The organism is Brevibacterium sp. BDJS002 (assembly GCF_028201555.1).
Classification (GTDB): Bacteria; Actinomycetota; Actinomycetes; order Actinomycetales; family Brevibacteriaceae; genus Brevibacterium; species Brevibacterium aurantiacum.
The window spans coordinates 2598457-2617723 of the sequence record NZ_CP116392.1; the positions used below are offsets into that span (position 1 = coordinate 2598457).

Genomic DNA, 19267 nt, shown 5'->3' on the forward strand with positions numbered 1-19267 from the left:
CATCACGCCCACGGTTCGGCACAGGCGCAGCTCTCAGACGACTTCGACCTCTGGTGCTTCGCATTCGCTGCGAGGCACCAGAGGTCGATGGAGCACTGCTACCGGTCGAAGGAGCACTGCCATGAGTCGAAGTGAACCGCCGCAGTCGATGAACCGCTGAAGCTCATTCGAAGCGGGAGACGTCTCCGGCTCCGACGCGGGCAACCACTGGTTCCCGACCGGTGAAGTCGATGACGGAGGTCGGGACGTTGCCCGGTACTCCGGATTCGATGACGGCGTCCAGTTCGTGGCCGATCTGTTCGACGACCTCGTCGGCCTGGGTCAGCGGGTCCTCGGCGCCGGGCAGCAGCAGGGTCGATGACAGAATGGGCTCGCCCATTGCTTCAACGAGCGCCAGTGCTGTCACATTCTGAGGAATGCGTGCACCGACCGAGTGCTTTTTAGCGTGCATCATGCGACGTGGAACTTCCTTCGTCGCCTTCATGATGAATGTGTAGGGCCCCGGAGTCATCGACTTGATGACCCTGAAGTCAGAGTTGTCGACGATGACGAACTGTCCCAGTTGGGCGAAGTCGCGGCACATCAGAGTGAAGTGATGCTTCGAGTCCAGTTGCCTGATGCGGGTGATCCGCTCGATTCCGGCCTTATTGTCCAAGGCACAGCCCAGGGCATAGCCCGAGTCTGTGGGGTAGGCGATCAGTCCGCCGTCCCGCAGAGTCTGCACGGCCTTCTCGATCATTCGGTTCTGTGGGTTCTCAGGATGAATATTCAGTACAGTCGCCATACTTCATGCTAACCACTCACAGCATACGAGGCGAGAGGCATGACGTAATCGATCGCACAATTCTGCGGTCCCGACCGCCAGAGACTTCGTCTGCCGAGCTATCGGGTCAGTTCTTCGGTCCGGACGTGTCCTGCTCGGCTTCACTGTGCGGCGTAGTCAGGCTATCTTCGTCGGCAGCTGACGCGGCAGACTCCTCCGCAGGCCGCGAGTCCGCCGGGCGCGAATCCGCGGGCCGCGAATCCGCACGCCTCGAACCGTCAGTCTTCGACTCTTCAGAATCAGACATCCCCAACGGCGATCCGAGAGTGTCGCCCAATGACTCGGTCACTGGTGACACCGGTGGTTCCCCCGTAGAACTGTTCGCAGTCGTCGGGTCCGAGGCGAGAAGAATGTTCACCCATTTGGCCTTCGGGTCTGCGTCGACGAGCAGCGCCTTGAGCAGAAGCGTCGCAGGCAGCGCGAGGAGCGCGCCGAGCCATCCGAGCACCCACACCCAGAACAGCAGCGACAGGAAGGACACCAATGGTGTGACCCCGACCGACTCGCCCGTGAACTTCGGTTGGATGATCGACTGGATGACGAAGTTGAGCACGCTGTAGGCGATGACGACCCACAGCGCCGACTGCCAACCGCTGTCGACGAGAGCGAGCAGCGCCGGAGGGATGAGGCCGATGACGAACCCGATGTTGGGAATGTAGTTCGTCAGGAACGCGAGCACGCCCCACACCCAGATCAGCGGGACGTCGATGATCGCCAGAGCGATGACGTCGAGGACAGCCACGATGAGGCCGAAGACCGTGGCCACGACCCAGTAGCGTCGGACCCCACTGGCGAAACCGCCGAGTGAGGCCGCCAGCGAGGGCTTGACGTCGAGGAGCATCAGCATGCGCCGGTCGATGCCCATGGAGTCCATGGCGACGAAGAACACTGCCATGACGACAGTGGTCAGCAGCCCAGCGACCAACGACACATTGGTCAGCAGCGGATACACAGCGTCGATGAGGGATCTGACGTTGAACTGCTGGAACTGCTGTTGGAGGACTGAGGACGTGACACCGATATCGGACAGGAACGACAGTGCGCTCTGGTAGGTCGCGACGAGCTGTTCACCGTAGCTGGGGATGAGGAGCACGAGTTCGGCAACGGACCATGCCGTCAGCCCGAAGAAGCCGAAGATCATCACCAGCACGAGGAGCACCGAGATGGTGGCTCCGATCGCACGCGGCACCTTCAGCTTGGTCAGATACTTCTGCAGCGGATAGACGACGATGTAGAAGTTGAGCGCCAGGAACACCGGAGCGACGATGTCCTGGAGTCCTTTGAAGAACATCAGGGCATAGGCCAGACCGGCGATCGTCAACGCGATGACAAGCGCCCTGGCAGGCCGGCTGGCATGCCAAGGACGTTGTTCACGAGTCAGCTCAGGCTGCTGCTCACGATGATTCAGCTCCGGTCGCTGCCCGTGGAACTGCCCGTCAACGCTCACTCAGCGCCCTTTCCGCTTCTCCCTGATTCGCATCGACACCTCGATGGGAGTTCCCTTGAACCCGAACGTCTCACGCAGACGCCTGACAATGAAACGACGATACCCCGGATCGAGGAATCCGGAGGTGAAGAGCACGAACTTCGGTGGCCGGGACTGTGCCTGGGTTCCGAACAGGATCCTCGGCTGCTTGCCTCCGCGCACCGGGTGAGGGTTCGCGGCGACCAGTTCACCGAGGAATGCGTTGAGTCGCCCGGTTGGGATGCGTGTGTCCCATCCCTCCAGAGCCGCCTCCATCGCGGGGACCAGCTTGTCGGCGTGGCGTCCGGTCTTGGCCGAGATGTTCACTCGCGGAGCCCAGGCCACATGAGCCAGGTCCCGCTCGATCTCGCGCTCGAGATAGTAGCGACGCTCGTCATCGAGAAGATCCCATTTGTTGAACGCCAGCACCACGGCACGGCCGGCTTCAGCCGCCGTCGTGACGATGCGAACGTCCTGTTCGCTCAAGGGCTCCTGGACCTCAAGGAGGACCAGAGCCAGCTCCGCGCGTTCCAGAGCGGTCTGGGTGCGCAGCGCAGCATAGAAGTCAGCACCGCTGGCCTGGTGAGCACGACGACGGATGCCGGCGGTGTCCACGAAACGCCACTGCTTGTCACCGAGCTCGATGAGTTCGTCGACCGGGTCGCGGGTGGTGCCGGCGACGTTGTCCACGAGCACACGGTCGGAACCGATGAGCTGGTTGAGCAGGGAGGACTTTCCGACGTTTGGTCGCCCCACCAGAGCGATCCGGCGCGGACCGCCCTCTTCGATGCGGGTTTCGACGGCAGAGACCTCGGGCAGGATTGTGAGCACCTCTCGAGGAGGTCAGCGACCCCGCGACCGTGGAGGCCGGACACCGTGAACGGCTGTCCAAGGCCCAGGCCCCAGAGTTCGGCGGCCATGAGCTCGCCGCGTTCGTCGTCGACCTTGTTGGCGGCGAGGATGACGGGCTTCTTCTTCCGGCGCAGCATCTTCACGACCATTTCATCGGTCGCGGTCGGTCCGGTCGTGGCATCCACGACGAGGACCACGGCGTCGGCCATGTCGACGGCGACTTCGGACTGAATCGCAATGCGCGAGGCCATGCCCTTGGAGTCCGAGTCCCAACCGCCGGTATCGACGAGGGTGAATTCCTTCGTGTTCCATTCCGCCCGGTAGCTCACCCGGTCACGGGTGACTCCGGGGACGTCTTCGACCACGGCTTCACGGCGGCCGAGGATCCTGTTGACCAGGGTCGATTTGCCCACGTTGGGGCGCCCGACGACGGCCAGGACGGGGTCAGCCCCGCGGGTCTCTTCGGCTTCGAACTCGAAACCGTAGGCGTCGAGCAGTGCCCGGTCCTCGTCTTCGAGGTCATAGCTGGAGAGACCGGCTTCGAGAGCAGTCGCCCTCTTCTCGGCCTCCTCGTCGCTGATGCTCTCGAGACGCTCGGCCAGATGCTCGTCCGGGTTCTCGTGGAATTCTGAATCAGTCATTGTGAGTCCTTCACCAGTTTCAGCACCGTCTCGACCACCTGGTCGAAATCGATGTCACTGGTATCGAGTGTGTAGACACCTTCGGAGGCTTCCAAGAAGCTCGTTGTCGCTGAGTCCTTGGCGTCACGGCCGGTGACCTGGGATTGGGTGGCGGCGAGAGCCTCGGCGTCGGCGTTTCCGTGGAGCTCCTTGGCCCGGCGGGCCACGCGAACCTCGTCACGGGCGGTCATGAGGATGCGAACCTCAGCGTCCGGGGCCACGACGGTCGTGATGTCACGTCCCTCGACGACGATTCCCTCCGGTGCCGCGGCGATGATGGTCCGCTGCATGTCGATGAGCTCTTCGCGGGCATCGACGACGGCAGACACGGTCTGCACGTTCTCCGACACCTCGGGTTCGCGGATCTCCTCGCTGACATCAATTCCGTCGACGGAGACGAAGAACTCGTCCGGATCGGTCGAGATCTCCAGATCGACCCCGCGGACCTGTTCGAGGACGTCGACCGGGTCGGTCACGCCCCGGTTGAGGCACAGCCAGGCCATCGCACGGTACATGGCACCCGTGTCGAGGTAACTGTAGCCCAATCGGCGGGCCGTTTCCTTCGCGGTGCTCGACTTGCCGACCCCGCTTGGTCCGTCAATGGCGACGACGCTCATGCAATTCCCTCTTTCTCGATGGCGGATTCGGGAATCTGCCATCCCTTCGACAACAAACCGATTTCAAGTTCCTGCTGGGTGGCCGGCACCACCGAGACATCGACGATCCCGAGTTTCTGACCCGGCGCGTGATCCATCCGGAAGTCCTCGACGTTGATGTTCAGGTCACCGATGTCCTTGAACAGTGTGGCCAGAGTTCCCGGGGTGTCGGGAACCAAGATCGTGACTACAGCATATTTGGTCGGAGCCTGTCCGTGCTTGCCCGGAATCCGATCGTGACCTTCATTGCCCAACGCAATGGCCTTGGCCAGTGCGCCTGTCGAGCCGGGGCCCAATTCCAGAGCAGTGATGACCTCGTCGAGTTCGGTGCGCAGATCCAGCAGCACCGAGCGGATCTCCTCGGAGTTCCCGGCCAAGATCTGCGTCCACAGACGTGGATCCGAGGCCGCAATACGGGTCACATCGCGCAGCCCCTGCCCCGCCAATTCAATTTCCTCCAACGGCGCATGACGCAGCTGCGAGGCCACCAGCGAGGCGACGACCTGCGGCACGTGTGAGACCTTCGCGACCGCGGCATCGTGGATGCGCGGATCAAGATGGATGACCGAGGCACCGGTGGCTTCCGCCATCGTGACGACCTCGCCGAGGCGGCTGCCCGGTGTGTCCTCATCCGAGCAGATCACCCATGGTCGGGCCGTGAACAGGTCCGACCTGGCAGCGATCGCCCCCGACTTCTCCCGGCCCGCCATCGGGTGACACCCGATGTAGCGGCTGAGTTCGGCCTCGCCGACCAGTTCCCGCACCGCTTCGAGCAGGCGGGTCTTGATGCTGGCGACGTCCGTGACCGTGGCGTTCGGGTAGGTCTCCAGCGCCGTCGCGATCGTCTGCGCGGCAACATCCGGTGGAGTGGCGACGACGACGATCTCCGGATCCTCGACGTCGGAACGTGCAGAACCGACAGTCCCAGCCCCCAGATCCGCCGCCAGCTGCTGGGCGGTCGGTGAGGTGTCTTCGAGGCTGACCTGGTACTTCTGTGCACTCAACGCCAGTCCGAGGCTCGCGCCCAGCAGACCGGTGCCGATGATGTGGATTCTCACAAGCCGACGGCCTCGAAGAGCTCGCCGATCTCGTCCGAACGCAGCGGGCGGATCTTGCCCTGCCTCTGCTCGTCCAAGGTGATGGGACCGAACTTCGTGCGCACCAGACGTTCGACCGGGTGGCCGACCTCCTTGAGCAGGCGGCGCACAATGCGGTTGCGGCCCGAATGCAGAGTCAGTTCGACCACGGACTTGCCGGGAGTCGAATCCACGAGCTTGAACGAATCGACCTTGACGAAGCCGTCGTCGAGGTCCATGCCTGCCTTGAGGCGAGAGCCCACGTCCTTGGCCAGCTGTCCCCGGACCTGGGCCAGGTAGGTCTTGGGGATCTCGTAGCGCGGGTGAGCCAAGCGGTTGCTCAGCTCCCCGTCATTGGTCAGCAGGATGAGTCCCTCGGTCTCGGTGTCGAGTCGTCCCACGTGGAAGAGACGGTCGACGCGGTTCTTGACGTAGTCGGCCAGGCAGGGGCGCCCGTCCGGGTCGCTCATCGTCGACACGACTCCGGCCGGCTTGTTCAGCACGAGGTAGACCTTCTGAGTCTGTGTCGAAATTCTCACTGCGTCGACGTACACGGCTTGGGTTTCGGTGTCGATTCGGGTGCCCAGCTCGGTCACGATGGAACCGTCCACTTCGACCCGTCCGTCGAGGATCAGCTGCTCACATGCACGACGTGAGCCCAGGCCCGCCTCGGCGAGGATCTTCTGCAGTCTCACACCCCCGCTGACATGGGCATCCGACTTCTCGCCCGTGCCTGACTGCGACCGCTGGGAGCCTCGTGCAGAGGTGCTGGATCGCTGTTTTCGGGTCGGACGATTGTTGCGCCCGCCTGGCGCTCGGGGATCACGGTATGGACTCATAATGTCCATTCTCTCAAATCAATCGTCAACTCGTGACATCTCATCGTCGAGATCGGCCATCTCGTCCTCCACGGAGGCCAGAACCTCCGTGTTGTCGGCACCCAATTCGGCGACATCGGCGTCCTCGGGGAGGTACGGAGCAATCTCCGGCAGGTCGTCGATGCTGTTCATTCCCAGGGCGTCGAGGAACTGGTGGGTAGTGGTGTAGAGCAGCGCCGAGGTGGTCGCCTCCTTGCCCGCTTCGACGATGAGTCCGCGCAGCAGCAGGGTGCGGATCACGCCGTCGACGCTGACCCCGCGGATGGCGGCGATGCGCGGGCGCGAGATCGGCTGCCGGTAGGCGATGACGGCCAGGGTCTCGAGTGCGGCCTGCGACAGCTTCGCGCTCTGTCCGGAGGTGAGGAAGTCCTTGACGATCTCGTGATAGTCCCCGCGGGAGAAGATGCGGAAGCCTCCCGCGACGAGGCGGATCTCGAATCCGCGCTGCCTGCGGTCTTCCCCGCCGTCGTAGTCGGCCTTGAGCTCGGCGATGGCATCGGTAACGGTGTCCTCATCGAGGCCGAGGGCGGTGGCCAGTTCGGTCACCGAGACAGCGGAGTCGCTGATCATGAGGACGGCCTCGATCCCGGCCAGGATTTCATCGTCGATCATGCCGGTCCCTCTTCCTTCTCGGCAGTGTCTTCCTCGTTGACGCCGCCCGCGTATTCTTCGCCACCGTATTCCTTCACGGGAGCGCCGTCCCACTCCCCCTCGGTTCGCAGGTCGACCCCATCGTCGGTGGAGTCGGTGCGGGAGATGAGCAGCGGCCCCAGCGGCTCCTCCTGCGCGAAGTCACACAGGCCGACTTTGAACAGCTCCAGCAACGCGAGAAAGCGGGCCACGACGACCAGCGTGTTGTCAGCGGTGTCGAGGAGCTTCTGGAAGTCCAGGTCCCCGGCCCGCAACAGGCTGAGGATGTGGCCGCGCTGTTCGGAGACGCTGACCAGCGGCAGATGGATGTGGTCGACGGCGACGCTCGGGGGCGTGTGGTCGCGTTGGAGCACGGTTGCGTAGAGTCCGGCCAGCTCACCGGGACCGATGTGCATCTGCAGCGGGGGCAGCACGTCCTGGAATTCGGGTTCGAGTCCGACGCTGCGTGGTGCCCTGACCGACCCCGCGGCCATGGCTTCGGCGAAGAATCTGCTCACGGACTTATAGGCCCGATACTGCAGGAGCCGGGCGAACAGAAGATCACGAGCTTCGAGCAGTTCGAGGTCGAGTTCCTCCTCGCCGTCCTCGTTGGGCAGCAGTCGCGCCGTCTTGAGGTCGAGGAGGGTCGCGGCCACCAACAGGAACTGGGAAATCTCGGCGAGGCTGGAACCGGCTTTGGCACCGGTGCGTTCGCTGAGACTCGTCGTGTACGCGATGAACTCATCGGTCACCTCGGCGAGGGCGATCTCTGTGACGTCGAGGCGACGTTTCGAGATCAGGCCGAGGAGCAGGTCGAAGGGACCGGAGAAGTTCTCCAGCTCAACCTGGAACCCCTCGTGCACGGTCTCGCTCAGGGTGCGCCTCCGCGGGCGATGAGCTCCCTGGCCAGGCGACGATAGGCTTCCGAGCCTGCGTGCTTGGGAGCGAAGCTCGTGATCGGTTCGGCGGCGACCGAGGCATCCGGGAACTTCACAGTGCGGTTGATGACCGTCTCGAAGACCTTGTCGTCGAAGGCCTCCGTGACACGCGACATGACCTCTTTGGAGTGCAGCGTGCGCGAGTCGAACATCGTGGCCAGGATCCCGTCGACGACGAGGGAGGGATTGAGCCGGTCCTGGATCTTCTCGATGGTCTCCACCAACAGCGCGACACCACGGAGGGCGAAGAACTCGGTCTCGAGCGGAATGATGACGCCGTGCGCGGCCGTCAGCGCGTTGACAGTGAGGAGGCCCAGGGATGGCTGGCAGTCGATGAGGATGACATCGTATTCGTCGGCGACCTTGGACAGCACACGGGAGAGGATCTGCTCCCGGGCGACCTCGCCCACGAGCTGGACTTCGGCGGCGGAGAGGTCGATGTTGGCCGGGAGGATGTCGATGTTGTCGAAATCGGTGCCGACGATGACCTCGTGGGGGTCAAGACGTGAGTTCATCAGCAGGTTGTAGACGCTGATCTCGAGGTCATAGGGGTTGACGCCCAGCCCAACGGACAGTGCGCCCTGCGGGTCGAAGTCGACGAGGAGCATCTTGCGCCCGTAGGCGGCCAGTGAGGCGCCGAGGTTGATCGACGAGGTCGTCTTGCCGACGCCGCCCTTCTGGTTGACCATCGCGATGATGCGGGCGGGCCCATGAGTGTCCAGCGGTGCTGGTTCGTCGAAGTCCTGCTGCTCGGGGACAGTGGATTTCGATTTGGGAATATCCAACGCCTGTTGCGTATTCATCACTCGGATGGCCACCTTTCATTGCTCTCTGGTCCAACCCTACCGCGCCCGAGGGTGCGAGGTCGCGTACACTTCCCGCAATGTTTCCTCCGACACCTTGGTGTAGATCTGCGTGGTCGTGACTGAGGCGTGTCCCAGCAGTTCTTGGACAACGCGGATATCGGCCCCGCCTTCGAGCAGGTGTGTCGCAAACGAGTGTCGGAACGTATGCGGTGACACCTCGGCCTCCAGCCCCGCCAGTTCCCCGGCGTCCTTGACGATCTGCCACGCGGTCTGGCGTGAGAGGCGAGTTCCCCGGGCGTTGAGGAACAGGGCCCGGCCGGTGCCGATGATCTGGCCTTCGCGGCCATGCTCGGCCTGGTCCGTGATACCCAGGCGCCCAGAGCGGTGGCGGCGTGGGAACCGAAGGGCACGATCCGTTCCTTCCCGCCCTTGCCGTAGAGGCGCACGAGGCTGGTCTCGAGGTCGAGATCGTCGAGATAGACACCGACGGCCTCGGAGATCCTCGCCCCGGTCGCATAGAGCAGCTCGAGCAGCGCGGCCGCACGGATCTGTGAGGGTTCCTCACCGCCGGTGGTTGCCAGCATCGCTTCGATATCGTCCAGAGACAGAGCCTTGGGCAGTCGCAGCCCTTCCTGCGGTGGGCTGACCTCGGAGGCCGGATCTGTGGCCGCCAGTCCCTCACCGAGGGCGAATCCGTGGAACCGGCGCACCGCGACGAGTGCTCGTGCTCGGGTCCGTGGCGCCAGGTTCTCATCGAGGAGGTGAAGCGCAAAGGCTTCGACGTGGGTGCGTTCGACCTCGCCGAGGTGGCTCATCCCCTGCCCGTTGAGCCAGGTGCCGTACCTGGCGAGGTCACGGGCGTAGGCGTCGATGGAGTTTCGCGAGAGCCCACGTTCGAAGCGCAGCGAGTTCAGGTACGTCTCAAACGCACGGGCCAGCGACGCCGGAAGTTCGGGGAGAAGTTCGGCACCGTGCCGGGCCATGGCGTGCCCTCAGGCCTGCGGTCGGCCGTCGATGAGGCGGCGGGGCGCGTCGACGCTGCGAGTCCTGGTGGGTTCGCCGGCGGCTTCTGCGCGCAGGATGCGGGCGACCTGCAGGATGGCCAGCTGTGCGATCGAGTTTGTGATCTCACCGGCGCTGACAGCGTCGAGTGCCTCGTCGAGACTGGCCCACCGGAATTTGAAGCCGGCTTCCTCTTCGCTGCGTTCGTGCCGGTCTTCGTCGGCGATGAGTTCGAAGTCCCGGGCCAGGTACAGCCGGATCGTCTCGCTGCTGCCGCCGGGCGTCAGACAGGAGTCGGTGAGGACCTCCCAGCGGGCGGCCCTCAGATCGGCTTCCTCAGCCAGTTCCCGCTGGGCCGCGGCGAAGGGTTCCTCGTCGGGCACATCGAGGAGACCGGCCGGTACTTCCCAGAGCCTGGCCCGAACAGGGTGGCGGTACTGCTGGATGAGCAGGATCCGCTCCTGCTCATCCACGCACGCGATCGCCACAGCACCGGTGTGAGCCATCATGTCGCGCACCAGCCCGGTTGCTTCGGGCAGGTCGAAGGTCTCGCGTCGGATGTTCCACACCGCACCGTGGTAGACGACCTCGGAGTCGGTGATGTCCGGCGTATAGGCTTCGTCGCGCAGATCGCTCACGTTGATCCTGACTACTTCTGGGCCTTCAGCGCCGCTGCCACGAGTCCGGAGAACAGCGGGTGGGGCTTGGTCGGACGTGACTTGAGCTCGGGGTGAGCCTGTGTCGCCACGTAGTAGGGGTGCTCAGATTCCGGCAGCTCCACGAATTCGACGAGTTCACCGCTGGGTGAGGTGCCCGAGAACCGGAGACCGGCCTTGGCCAGATCCTCGCGGTAGGAGTTGTTGACCTCGTAGCGGTGACGGTGACGTTCGGTGATGAGCGTCGAGTCGTAGACTCCGGCGACGACGCTGCCTTCGTCGAGCTTCGCCTCGTAGGTGCCCAGGCGCATGGTGCCGCCCAGGTCGCCTTCGCCTTCGACGATGGAGAGCTGCTCGGCCATCGTCGCGATGACGGGGACCTGTGTCTCGGGGTCGAACTCGGAGGACGAGGCATCGGCGATTCCGGCGATGTTGCGGGCGTACTCGATGACCATGCACTGCAGGCCCAGGCACAGTCCCAGGGTCGGGATGCCGTTGGTGCGTGCGTACTTCAGCGCACCGAGTTTGCCTTCGATGCCGCGGATGCCGAATCCGCCGGGCACGCAGATCGCGTCGAGGCCCGAGAGCTTCTCAGCCGCGCCGTCCTCGGATTCGCAGTCATCGGACTGGATCCATTCGACCTTGACGCGAGCGTCGTTGGCGAAGCCGCCGTGACGCAGCGCTTCGGTCACGGACAGGTAGGCGTCGGGCAGGTCGATGTACTTGCCGACGATGCCGATGCGCACATGGTGTGCGGGATTGTGGACGCGTTCGAGTACCCAGTCCCACTTCGTCCAGTCGACGTCGCGGAAGGGCAGGTTGAGACGACGGATCACGTAGACGTCGAGGCCTCCGTCGTGGAGGACCTTCGGGATGTCGTAGATGCTCGGTGCGTCCACGCAGGACACGACCGCGTCGGATTCCACGTCGCAGGAAGAGGCGATCTTCGTGCGGATCGAGTCGGGCAGCTCACGGTCGGAGCGCAGCACGATCGCGTCGGGCTGGATGCCGATCGAGCGCAGTGCGGCCACCGAGTGCTGCGTCGGCTTCGTCTTCAGCTCACCGGAGGGTCCCAGGTAGGGCACGAGTGAGACGTGGATGAAGAAGACGTTGTCGCGGCCGATGTCGTGTCGGACCTGACGTGCTGCTTCGAGGAAGGGCTGGGATTCGATGTCGCCGACGGTGCCGCCGATTTCGGTGATGATGACATCGGGACGTTCCTCGACAGGACGTTCGGCCTGGGCCCGCATCCGTGATTTGATCTCATCGGTGATGTGCGGGATGACCTGCACGGTGTCACCGAGGTAGGCACCACGACGTTCCTTGGCGATGACCGAGGAGTAGACCTGTCCGGTCGTCACATTGGCCGCGCCGTCGAGGTTGACGTCGAGGAATCGTTCGTAGTGGCCGATGTCGAGATCGGTCTCAGCACCGTCTTCGGTGACGAAGACCTCACCGTGCTGGAAGGGATTCATTGTTCCCGGATCCACATTGAGATAGGGATCCAGCTTCTGCATTGCTACCGAGAGTCCGCGCTGAGTGAGCAGGTGACCGAGGCTCGAAGCCGTCAGTCCCTTGCCCAACGAAGAGGCAACGCCTCCCGTGACGAAGATGTGCTTTGCCGTATTTGTGCCGCCTGGGCCAGTTCGATTCACCACGGGATTTGATTCTATCAAAGTCCGGCTCACGAATCCGACGATTCGGCGACTTCGGCGTAGAGATCAAGCAGAGTCGCAGAGATCGCGGCCCCGTTGTTCACGTCGATGACGCGCTTCTTCGCGGCTACAGCCTGCGATCCGCGTCCGGCTGGGTCGTCGATAAGATGATTGATCTCACTCAGAAGTGCGTCCGTGTCGTCGGCGGCAACGGCCTTCGCCGCCGCGCCCCAGATGCCTGCACGTCGTGTGTTGCCGATGAAGACTGCCGGCTTCGACAGCTGCATGAGGTCCTCATGGCTGAGTCCGGTCATGGTCTCGCTGGCGATGACGACGTCCGCGGCGGCTGCCACGTCGACGAGGTCACTGGCGGGGGCGACGATGACGTGTCGGTCTGCGAAGGCGGACTCGATCGTGCTCCGGTCCTTGCCGGTGCCGGTGAGCACCGTGACGACGGGACGTCCGGGCCGTTTCGTGTTGATCTGGTCGGCGGCGTCGAGGACGGTGGCCAGTGCCGTGTGGTCGCGCAGGGCGATAGGGCTGGCGACCATCCAGGTGCCCTCTTCGACGCCGAGTTCCTTGCGCACCTGTGCGCGCGGTGTCCTGACGGTGAGGTCGACGTCGATGTCCGGGTGGACGAGTTCGGCCCGTTCGACGACGGGGACCTTCTCCCCGAAGTAGTCGACGACGGGTTCGGTGGTGCCCAGAATCGCGGTCGCGGTGCGGCCCACGATCTCGGCGCCGGTCTTCTCGATGACGTTGGCCGCGTCGAAGGACTCGACCGTTGCGACGACCTTCGGGTGCAGGCGGGCCGGGAGGCCGGTGAAGGCCAGACCGGCGAGCGTCGCGGCGTGCAGTCCGTGGGCGTGGACGATGTCCACGTGCTGGTAGTACTTGTGCAGAGTGAATGCGGTGTTGGGATCTGCCAGCGTGAAGCGTCGTCTGGCCGCGAGTTCGATCTCACGGAAGTTGTCTGCCAGTTCCTCGGGGACTCCGAAGGTGCCCAACAGCGAACGGTGGGCGGCGACCGCTACCTTGAAGCCTGCGCGCAGATGCCCGAGCACTGCGAGTTTCGCCACTTCGACAACGGGACCCGTAGTTTCGGCGAGCACATGCAGAATCCTCGTGTCTGCGCTGAGTGGGTGGACCTCGCCGGATTCGCTCATTTCCTCATCCTTTTCATTAGATCGACGCTGCTTCTACCCTACCTGGGAGGGCATGAGTTCCGTGTATATGCCCACCAGTTCTTTGGCCACTTCCCTCTCATCGGGAAGTTGCGCTCCACGAGACTGGGCGCGTGCGGCCAGTTCGGCCCGGCGGTGGGATCGGTGGCCAGTTCGGCAATGGCTGCGGCCAGTCCGGTGTCGTCATCGCTGTCGATGAGAATGCCCGCGTCGCCGACGAGTTCCGTCGTTCCACCGGTGCTCGTGGCGATGATGGCCTGCCCGGAGATCAGCGCCTCCTGCAGCACGAGGGCACGGGCTTCCCAGACGCTGGTGAGGACGTAGAGATCGGCGGCCGCATTGAGTGCCGCGATGTCATCACGCGGGCCCAGGAAATGCAGAGCCGGAATCGCCGAGGTGGCCGCGAGGCTCTCGTACTGCCCCCGCACCTCGTCGAGGACGGTGGGGTCCGCGGCTCCCGCGATGAGGACGACAAGCTCCGGTGTCGTTCGGTCCGAGGCCACAGTTGATACCTGTGCATCGCCGAGGTGGCCCAACGCCCTGATCAGCATCGGGTAGTTCTTCTGTGGTGCGACACGCCCGACGGCGAGCACGATGACGGTCTCAGGTCCGAACCCGAATTCCTCGCCCAGGGCTGCACGGGTGGCCAGGACAGCCTCGGCGGGGACGGGGTGAACTTCCGGGGCCGCGACGGGCAGGAACCGGGCGTCGACGGCGCCGAGCTCTCGGGTTCGGTCCACGAGGTCGGTGCTCGCCCCCAGCGTCAGGTCCGCGCCCTTGGCCAGCAGGGTCTCGATGCCGGTTTCGACGGTGCCGCGCAGGCCGTGGCCGCTGGCCTGGTTGTGCAGGCTGATGATGAGGCGGGGACGGCGTCGAGCGGTGCGGACGGACAGGAGAGCGACGAAGCCGGCCCGGAAGCCGTGAGCGTGGACGATATCGGCATCAAAGCTGCCGATGAGACTGCGCAGGCGGATGATCAGCGCGGCATCACGGACACCGATTCCGGTGCCCATGTCGAGGGCGGCGAAGCGAACACCGGGCAATGAGGAGAAACCGAAGTGTTCGTCGGTGGAGGCGGGTCCGATGATTCCGATCTCATGGCCGGCCGCGGCGACATCTCTGGCCAGGGCCTTCACATGGGTGCCGACTCCCCCGGTCGATGTACCGAGCACGTAGACGATTCTCATCTCTCATCCTCATTCTCTTTGGGAGTGATCGGTGGGGCGGCCTGGACGGCAGGGTCAGTCTGTTCGGCCAGGTCGGGGCCACCTCGGCGACCGGCGAGCACCGTTCGCACCTCGGAGATGAACCCTTTGTCGAGGACGACGATCGCTGCGAAGATCGCGCAGCCGATGAGCGCGGAGATCACGCCGTTGGCCACCGAGGACAGTGCGTCGATGCCCACAGGCCCCGCCAACCAATGCGAGACCAGCGCGCCGGCAACCGACGCGAGAGCAGCGGCAACCAGAGACAGCAGGCCTCGGCGCAGCACTCTATGGAGCCCGGCAGGCCCCAGCACCCGCCGCATCGAGGTCAGCAGGAAACCTCCGGCGACGCTCATGCCGATTGCGTAGCCGATGCAGATGGAGACCAGCGTCAGCCCGTCATCGCCGTCGGCGTTGATGACCAAGACTGCCAACAGCATTCCGACGATGACAAGCAACCAGCCAGTCGTCGTCGCCACCGCTGAATGACGCGAATGTTCCAGCGCGTAGAACACGCGGGTGCCCCAGGCGACGAAGGACCAGCCAGGCACCGCAAGAGCCATGACCATGATCGCCTGACTCATTGCGTCGAAGGGCGCATCTCCGCCTTCGCCTGCGGCATCGATGGCGGTGAAGAACGTCTGCAGAGGCCCTGCCGCGCTGACGAGGATGACCGTGCCCAGCAGACCGATACTGATGATCAGCGCGGTTGTCGTCGAGGTCAGACGTCGCAGTTGAACTCCGGCATTGCCTCTATCCGTATCGCTGGCATCGGGGTCTTTGGAACGAGCGACCCAGGACGACAGGGATGGGAAGACCACCGTGGCGACTGTCACCGCGAGGACACCGTAGGGCAGAAGATAGACGGCGTTGATGTAGCTGAAGAGAACGAAAGTACCCTCGCCACCGGAATGGTTCGACAGGAGCATGGTTGCCAACATCGCGGCCTGCTGTGCCAGCAGCGCCGCCATGCCTGCACCGGCCAGCCGAAGAGCCCGATGAGCGACTCCGGGTGGGAAACTCCAGGTGGGCCTGATGCGCAGTCCGGTGGTGCGCATGGGCAGGGCCAGCGGCAGCGCCAGGGCTGCGACGCCGATGGTCGTGCCCCAGCCCAGCCAGCCGATGTGGTCCCGCCAGGATTCGTCGGAGCCGCCGACCATGTTGTAGGCGATGTAGCAGCCGATGACGACGAGGCTTGAGAGCAGCGGCGCAAAGGCCGGCCAGATGAACTTTCGATGCGCCTGGAGCACACCGGTGAGCACGGCCCCGATGCCGTAGAGCACCAGTTGGGGCGAGAACATGAGCAGGAACACGACAGTCGCCTCGAGTTGCGCTGTCTTGTCGACATCGGTGCCGATCAGCAGGCTTGCGATCGGGTGCGCGAAGACCGCGAGAATGATGCTCAACGGCAGCGTCACTGATACTGCCCAGGTCAGCAGCGCCGAGGCGATCCGACCTGCCGTCTCCTTGTCCGATCGGGCCAGAGGAATCGCGAGCAGAGGGATGACGGCACCCGCCAGGGCACCACCTGCGACGACTTCGAAGAGGATGTTGGGGACCAGGTTCGCGGTCTGGTAGGCGTTGCCGACCGACCCGGCGCCCACATTGGGCGAGAATACGAGCCACCTCAGGAACCCGACGAGTCGGGTGAAGAGGGTGATGACCGAGACGAGCAGCGCCGCGGAGGCGAAGACTCGAACCAGCTTATTCACACGACCTCGCGGCCGAAGGCGTCGATCTCTCGCAGTCCCGGAGTGGATTCGATGATCGAGGTGAAGGAGACCTTCTCGCTGAGCAGGGTGAGACCGACCAGTCCGGTGAGAACCAGCGCACGCTGCTTGGCCGTGGAGTTCTCGACCAGGATCGTGCCCAGAGCCGCACCGAGTGCGTTGGCGCCGGTGTCGCCGAGCATGACGGCACCGTCGAGGTCATCGGGCCAGGCCGCCGTGCTGGCCCCGGCGATGGCCGCACCGGGTGCCCAGGTCAGGCCATGTCTGTGGGGCATGAAGGCCAACGTCAGCAGTCCCGCCTTGAGCGCACGTCCGGGGCGCAGATCGAGCAGATTGAACAGGTTCGCGGTGCCGGCGATGACTCCCCCGGTGACGACGACGTCGACCGTGGACCCCCACCATGTCTGGGCTGCGGTCGTCCGATGGGAAGAGAACAGCCCGTGGTTGTTTCGACCGGTGCGCAGGATCGTCGCTGCGGCGATCGAGGCCATGGGGATGCCGATGACCTTGATCGCACCGGTGGTGATCTCGCCGCGGGACAGAGCCTCGAGATGGCCACGCAGTCCCTTCGAATCCCCGGATTCGAGGAAGTCATCGACCGCACCCAGGCCGCCGGAAACGGTGGTCACCAGCAGAGTGGCCGCGCGCTGGCGTGGTTCTTCGATGAGGAGACTGCCCGCGACCAGTCCCGCGGTGACGGCCGGACCTTCGACGAGAGAGACGTCATTTCCGGCATGGTTGGTGCGCACCACCTTGTCATGGGTGCGCAGCTTCGAGTTGAGGATGGCTCTGGTCGCCGTGTAGCCGACAAGTCCGGCGACGGCGGAGCTGACGAGTGAGCGGATCATCTCAGTCCTTTCCGGGCATGATCTCTTCGGCGTCATCGGAGAACCCGTAGTGGCCGTGGGTTCCGGCTTCGCCTGCAGCAAGGGCTCGCACAGTGATGACGGCGCCCGCTCCCAGGCCGAGTCCGTCGACGGTGCTGGCCCGCGACTTCTCCGTCCGGAGGATCGAGACGAGTCCGTTCTGGGCCGAACCGGCGTCTCCTGCCACGACCACGGACTTCGAGTCCGAGGTCAGCGCATTGACGAAGTCGGTGATGAGGGTCCGGTTGGCCTTGTCATCGGTCGCTTCGGGACTGGGTTCGGTCTCGTCGGCGAGCTTTGAGTTCTCGTCATCGATAACGACGAAGAGCGGGGTGGGCTTGTGGTCGGTGTCGGTGCGCAGTCGGCCCGCGTCGACGAAGGCATCGAAGATTCCGGAGGACTTCTTCTCCGCAGCGTCCCGGTCCTCGCTGTCCTCGAGCATCGAGGCGTTGCCGGTCAGGGCGATGACGAGGGCGGCCCGCAGTGCTGTCGAATCGTCCTTGGGCAGACTCGGAACCGAGGCCCGCAGGATCTTGAGGAACTCTTCGGAGTCCGCCAGCGACAGGGTGTTGTCGACGAAGGAGACGTCTCCGCCGATCTTGCCGCCTGCTTCCTTGATCCGGTTGGTGACCTCTTCGACCTGCTCGGGGTCGGCGTTGGGTGCACCGATGATGCTGACGTCCTTACCTTCGAGTGTGTCGCCGATGAGTTCGGGGGCGGCGGAGGTCACGAAGTCGTTCTGCTTGTCGATGTTGCCGTTGGCGGCATCGATCTTCGCGCGCAGGTCGTCACGGTCGGCCCGCAGTGAGTCGACCTGACTCTGCAGGGACTCACCGATCGGCTCCTTCAGCGGTCCGGCGCCCAGGACGATCCCCACCGCCAGGGCGAGGAAGACCGAAACGAGGGAGACGAGGTGGTAACGAAAATCAATCACTGGTCAGTCCTTGAATGATGCTGGCAGATTCTGAAGATGCAGCAGGGTCGCCGCCGAACAGGGAGCCGATCCATCCGAAGACCCCGTCGAGTTGGGCTCCGATGAGCCCGATGAGGGTCTGGCCGGCAGCGGTCGCAAACAGGGCCACACCGAGTGCGACGAGACCAGCGATGATCAGGACGCTCAGCTGCAGGCTGGAGATCCTCTGTCGGTACAGCAGGGACACGCCCTTGGCGTCGATGAGCTTCGAGCCCACCCGCAGTCGCGTGATGAATGTCGAGGCCATGCCCTTGCGCCCCTTGTCGAGGAACTCCATCACGGTGTCGTGGGTGCCCACGGCCACGATCAGGTCGGCACCTTTGTCGTCGGCCAGCAGCATGGCGATGTCCTCGCTGGTGCCGGAGGCGGCGAAGGCGACGCAGTCGACGCCGAGGGAGTGAACGCGCTCGGTTCCCGGAGCGTTTCCGTCCCGGTAGGCGTGGACGACGATTTCGGCTCCGGAGGTCAGCGCGGTGTCGGAGACGGAGTCCATGTCGCCGACGATCATGTCGGGCTTGTAGCCGGCCTCGATGATGGCGTCGGCCCCGCCGTCGACTCCGACGAGGAGCGGACGGTATTCGCGGATGTAGGAACCGAGGATCGCGAGATCCTCTTTGTAGTGATAGCCGCGGACGACGATGAGGACGTGTCGGCCCTCGAACTTCGTGGCCACCTCGGGGACGACGAGCTCGGCCGAGAGGAGGTCGGAGTCCTTGCGGATGTATTCGATCGTGTTGTCGACGAAGTCCACGAGCACGGAGTTCATTCCGGCTTCGGCTGCGTGCATATCCTCCGCGATCGTCTCCGAGGTCTGGACGATGCCGGTGGCGATCTCCTTCTCATCGAGGAACACGGTGTCATCGGAGATTCTGATCTGAGCGTTCTCGTCGACTAGGTCGAAGATCTCGGGCCCGGTGGCGTCGAGGAGGGGGATGCCCGCGTCGACGATGATTCCCGGTCCCAGGTTGGGGTAGCGTCCGGAGATCGATTTGTCTGCGTTGATGACGGCTGCAGGTTTGCAGGCCACGAGCGCCTCGGCGGAGATCCGGTCGATGTCGCCGTGTTTGATGACTGCGATATCGCCTGCGCTCAGCCGTTTGGTGAGGTCTTTCGTCCGCCGGTCGAGCCTGGCGGGAGCCGGGCCTGACCTGGTCGGGACTATGTGCTTCTCCCGGGTTCTACGCGCTCTCAT

General features: G+C 64.2%; 16 protein-coding genes and 2 pseudogenes. All 18 read right to left on the minus strand.

Annotated features, from left to right (window positions below; genetic code table 11):
* Positions 1-163 precede the first annotated feature (163 nt).
* Positions 164-784: an L-threonylcarbamoyladenylate synthase gene (locus tag PGC08_RS12130; protein WP_009883096.1), complete on the minus strand. Its 621-nt coding sequence runs from the start codon at positions 782-784 to the stop codon at positions 164-166.
* A gap of 106 nt (positions 785-890) precedes the next feature.
* Entirely contained in the window at positions 891-2270 is a 1380-nt protein-coding gene (locus PGC08_RS12135) for an AI-2E family transporter (RefSeq protein WP_271708492.1), read from the minus strand.
* Positions 2271-3781, minus strand: a pseudogene (der, locus tag PGC08_RS12140) (ribosome biogenesis GTPase Der). It lies immediately after the preceding gene.
* Entirely contained in the window at positions 3778-4437 is a 660-nt protein-coding gene (gene cmk, locus PGC08_RS12145) for a (d)CMP kinase (protein WP_009883092.1), read from the minus strand. Before cmk ends, der begins: the two are co-directional and overlap by 4 nt.
* The gene (locus PGC08_RS12150; protein WP_101557487.1) at positions 4434-5534 is read right to left on the minus strand and encodes a prephenate dehydrogenase; all 1101 of its coding nucleotides are present in this window, start codon (positions 5532-5534) and stop codon (positions 4434-4436) included. Before PGC08_RS12150 ends, cmk begins: the two co-directional genes overlap by 4 nt.
* Complete coding sequence (locus PGC08_RS12155; RefSeq protein ID WP_029416991.1) at positions 5531-6391, minus strand: pseudouridine synthase; 861 nt, start codon at positions 6389-6391, stop codon at positions 5531-5533. The genes PGC08_RS12150 and PGC08_RS12155 overlap by 4 nt, the downstream gene beginning before the upstream one ends.
* Before the next feature lie 18 nt (positions 6392-6409).
* Complete coding sequence (scpB, locus tag PGC08_RS12160; RefSeq protein WP_009883088.1) at positions 6410-7042, minus strand: SMC-Scp complex subunit ScpB; 633 nt, start codon at positions 7040-7042, stop codon at positions 6410-6412.
* The gene (locus PGC08_RS12165; protein ID WP_083248756.1) at positions 7039-7923 is read right to left on the minus strand and encodes a segregation and condensation protein A; all 885 of its coding nucleotides are present in this window, start codon (positions 7921-7923) and stop codon (positions 7039-7041) included. Before PGC08_RS12165 ends, scpB begins: the two co-directional genes overlap by 4 nt.
* An 8-nt stretch (positions 7924-7931) precedes the next feature.
* Positions 7932-8801 (minus strand): ParA family protein, encoded by an 870-nt coding sequence (locus PGC08_RS12170; protein WP_009883086.1) that lies wholly within the window; start codon positions 8799-8801, stop codon positions 7932-7934.
* A gap of 39 nt (positions 8802-8840) precedes the next feature.
* A pseudogene (xerD, locus tag PGC08_RS12175) lies at positions 8841-9787 on the minus strand (site-specific tyrosine recombinase XerD).
* A 9-nt stretch (positions 9788-9796) separates the two neighbouring features.
* Positions 9797-10444 carry an NUDIX domain-containing protein gene (locus PGC08_RS12180; protein WP_127362149.1) on the minus strand — a complete coding sequence of 216 codons (648 nt, stop codon included), beginning with the start codon at positions 10442-10444 and terminating at the stop codon, positions 9797-9799.
* Positions 10445-10455: 11 nt separating this feature from the next.
* On the minus strand, positions 10456-12138 hold the full coding sequence (locus tag PGC08_RS12185; protein ID WP_069600337.1) for a CTP synthase: 1683 nt from the start codon (positions 12136-12138) through the stop codon (positions 10456-10458).
* Between the two features lie 8 nt (positions 12139-12146).
* Positions 12147-13283, minus strand: a complete 1137-nt coding sequence (locus PGC08_RS12190; RefSeq protein ID WP_009883079.1) for a hypothetical protein — start codon at positions 13281-13283, stop codon at positions 12147-12149.
* Positions 13284-13321: 38 nt separating this feature from the next.
* The gene (locus tag PGC08_RS12195) at positions 13322-14488 is read right to left on the minus strand and encodes a glycosyltransferase family 4 protein (RefSeq protein ID WP_271708493.1); all 1167 of its coding nucleotides are present in this window, start codon (positions 14486-14488) and stop codon (positions 13322-13324) included.
* Entirely contained in the window at positions 14485-16218 is a 1734-nt protein-coding gene (gene murJ / locus PGC08_RS12200) for a murein biosynthesis integral membrane protein MurJ (RefSeq protein ID WP_271708494.1), read from the minus strand. Before murJ ends, PGC08_RS12195 begins: the two co-directional genes overlap by 4 nt.
* Complete coding sequence (locus PGC08_RS12205) at positions 16215-17084, minus strand: hypothetical protein (protein ID WP_271708495.1); 870 nt, start codon at positions 17082-17084, stop codon at positions 16215-16217. Before PGC08_RS12205 ends, murJ begins: the two co-directional genes overlap by 4 nt.
* A gap of 1 nt (position 17085) precedes the next feature.
* Positions 17086-18036 (minus strand): copper transporter, encoded by a 951-nt coding sequence (locus PGC08_RS12210; RefSeq protein WP_096161101.1) that lies wholly within the window; start codon positions 18034-18036, stop codon positions 17086-17088.
* Positions 18029-19267 (minus strand): putative cytokinetic ring protein SteA, encoded by a 1239-nt coding sequence (gene steA / locus PGC08_RS12215; protein ID WP_009883074.1) that lies wholly within the window; start codon positions 19265-19267, stop codon positions 18029-18031. The genes PGC08_RS12210 and steA overlap by 8 nt, the downstream gene beginning before the upstream one ends.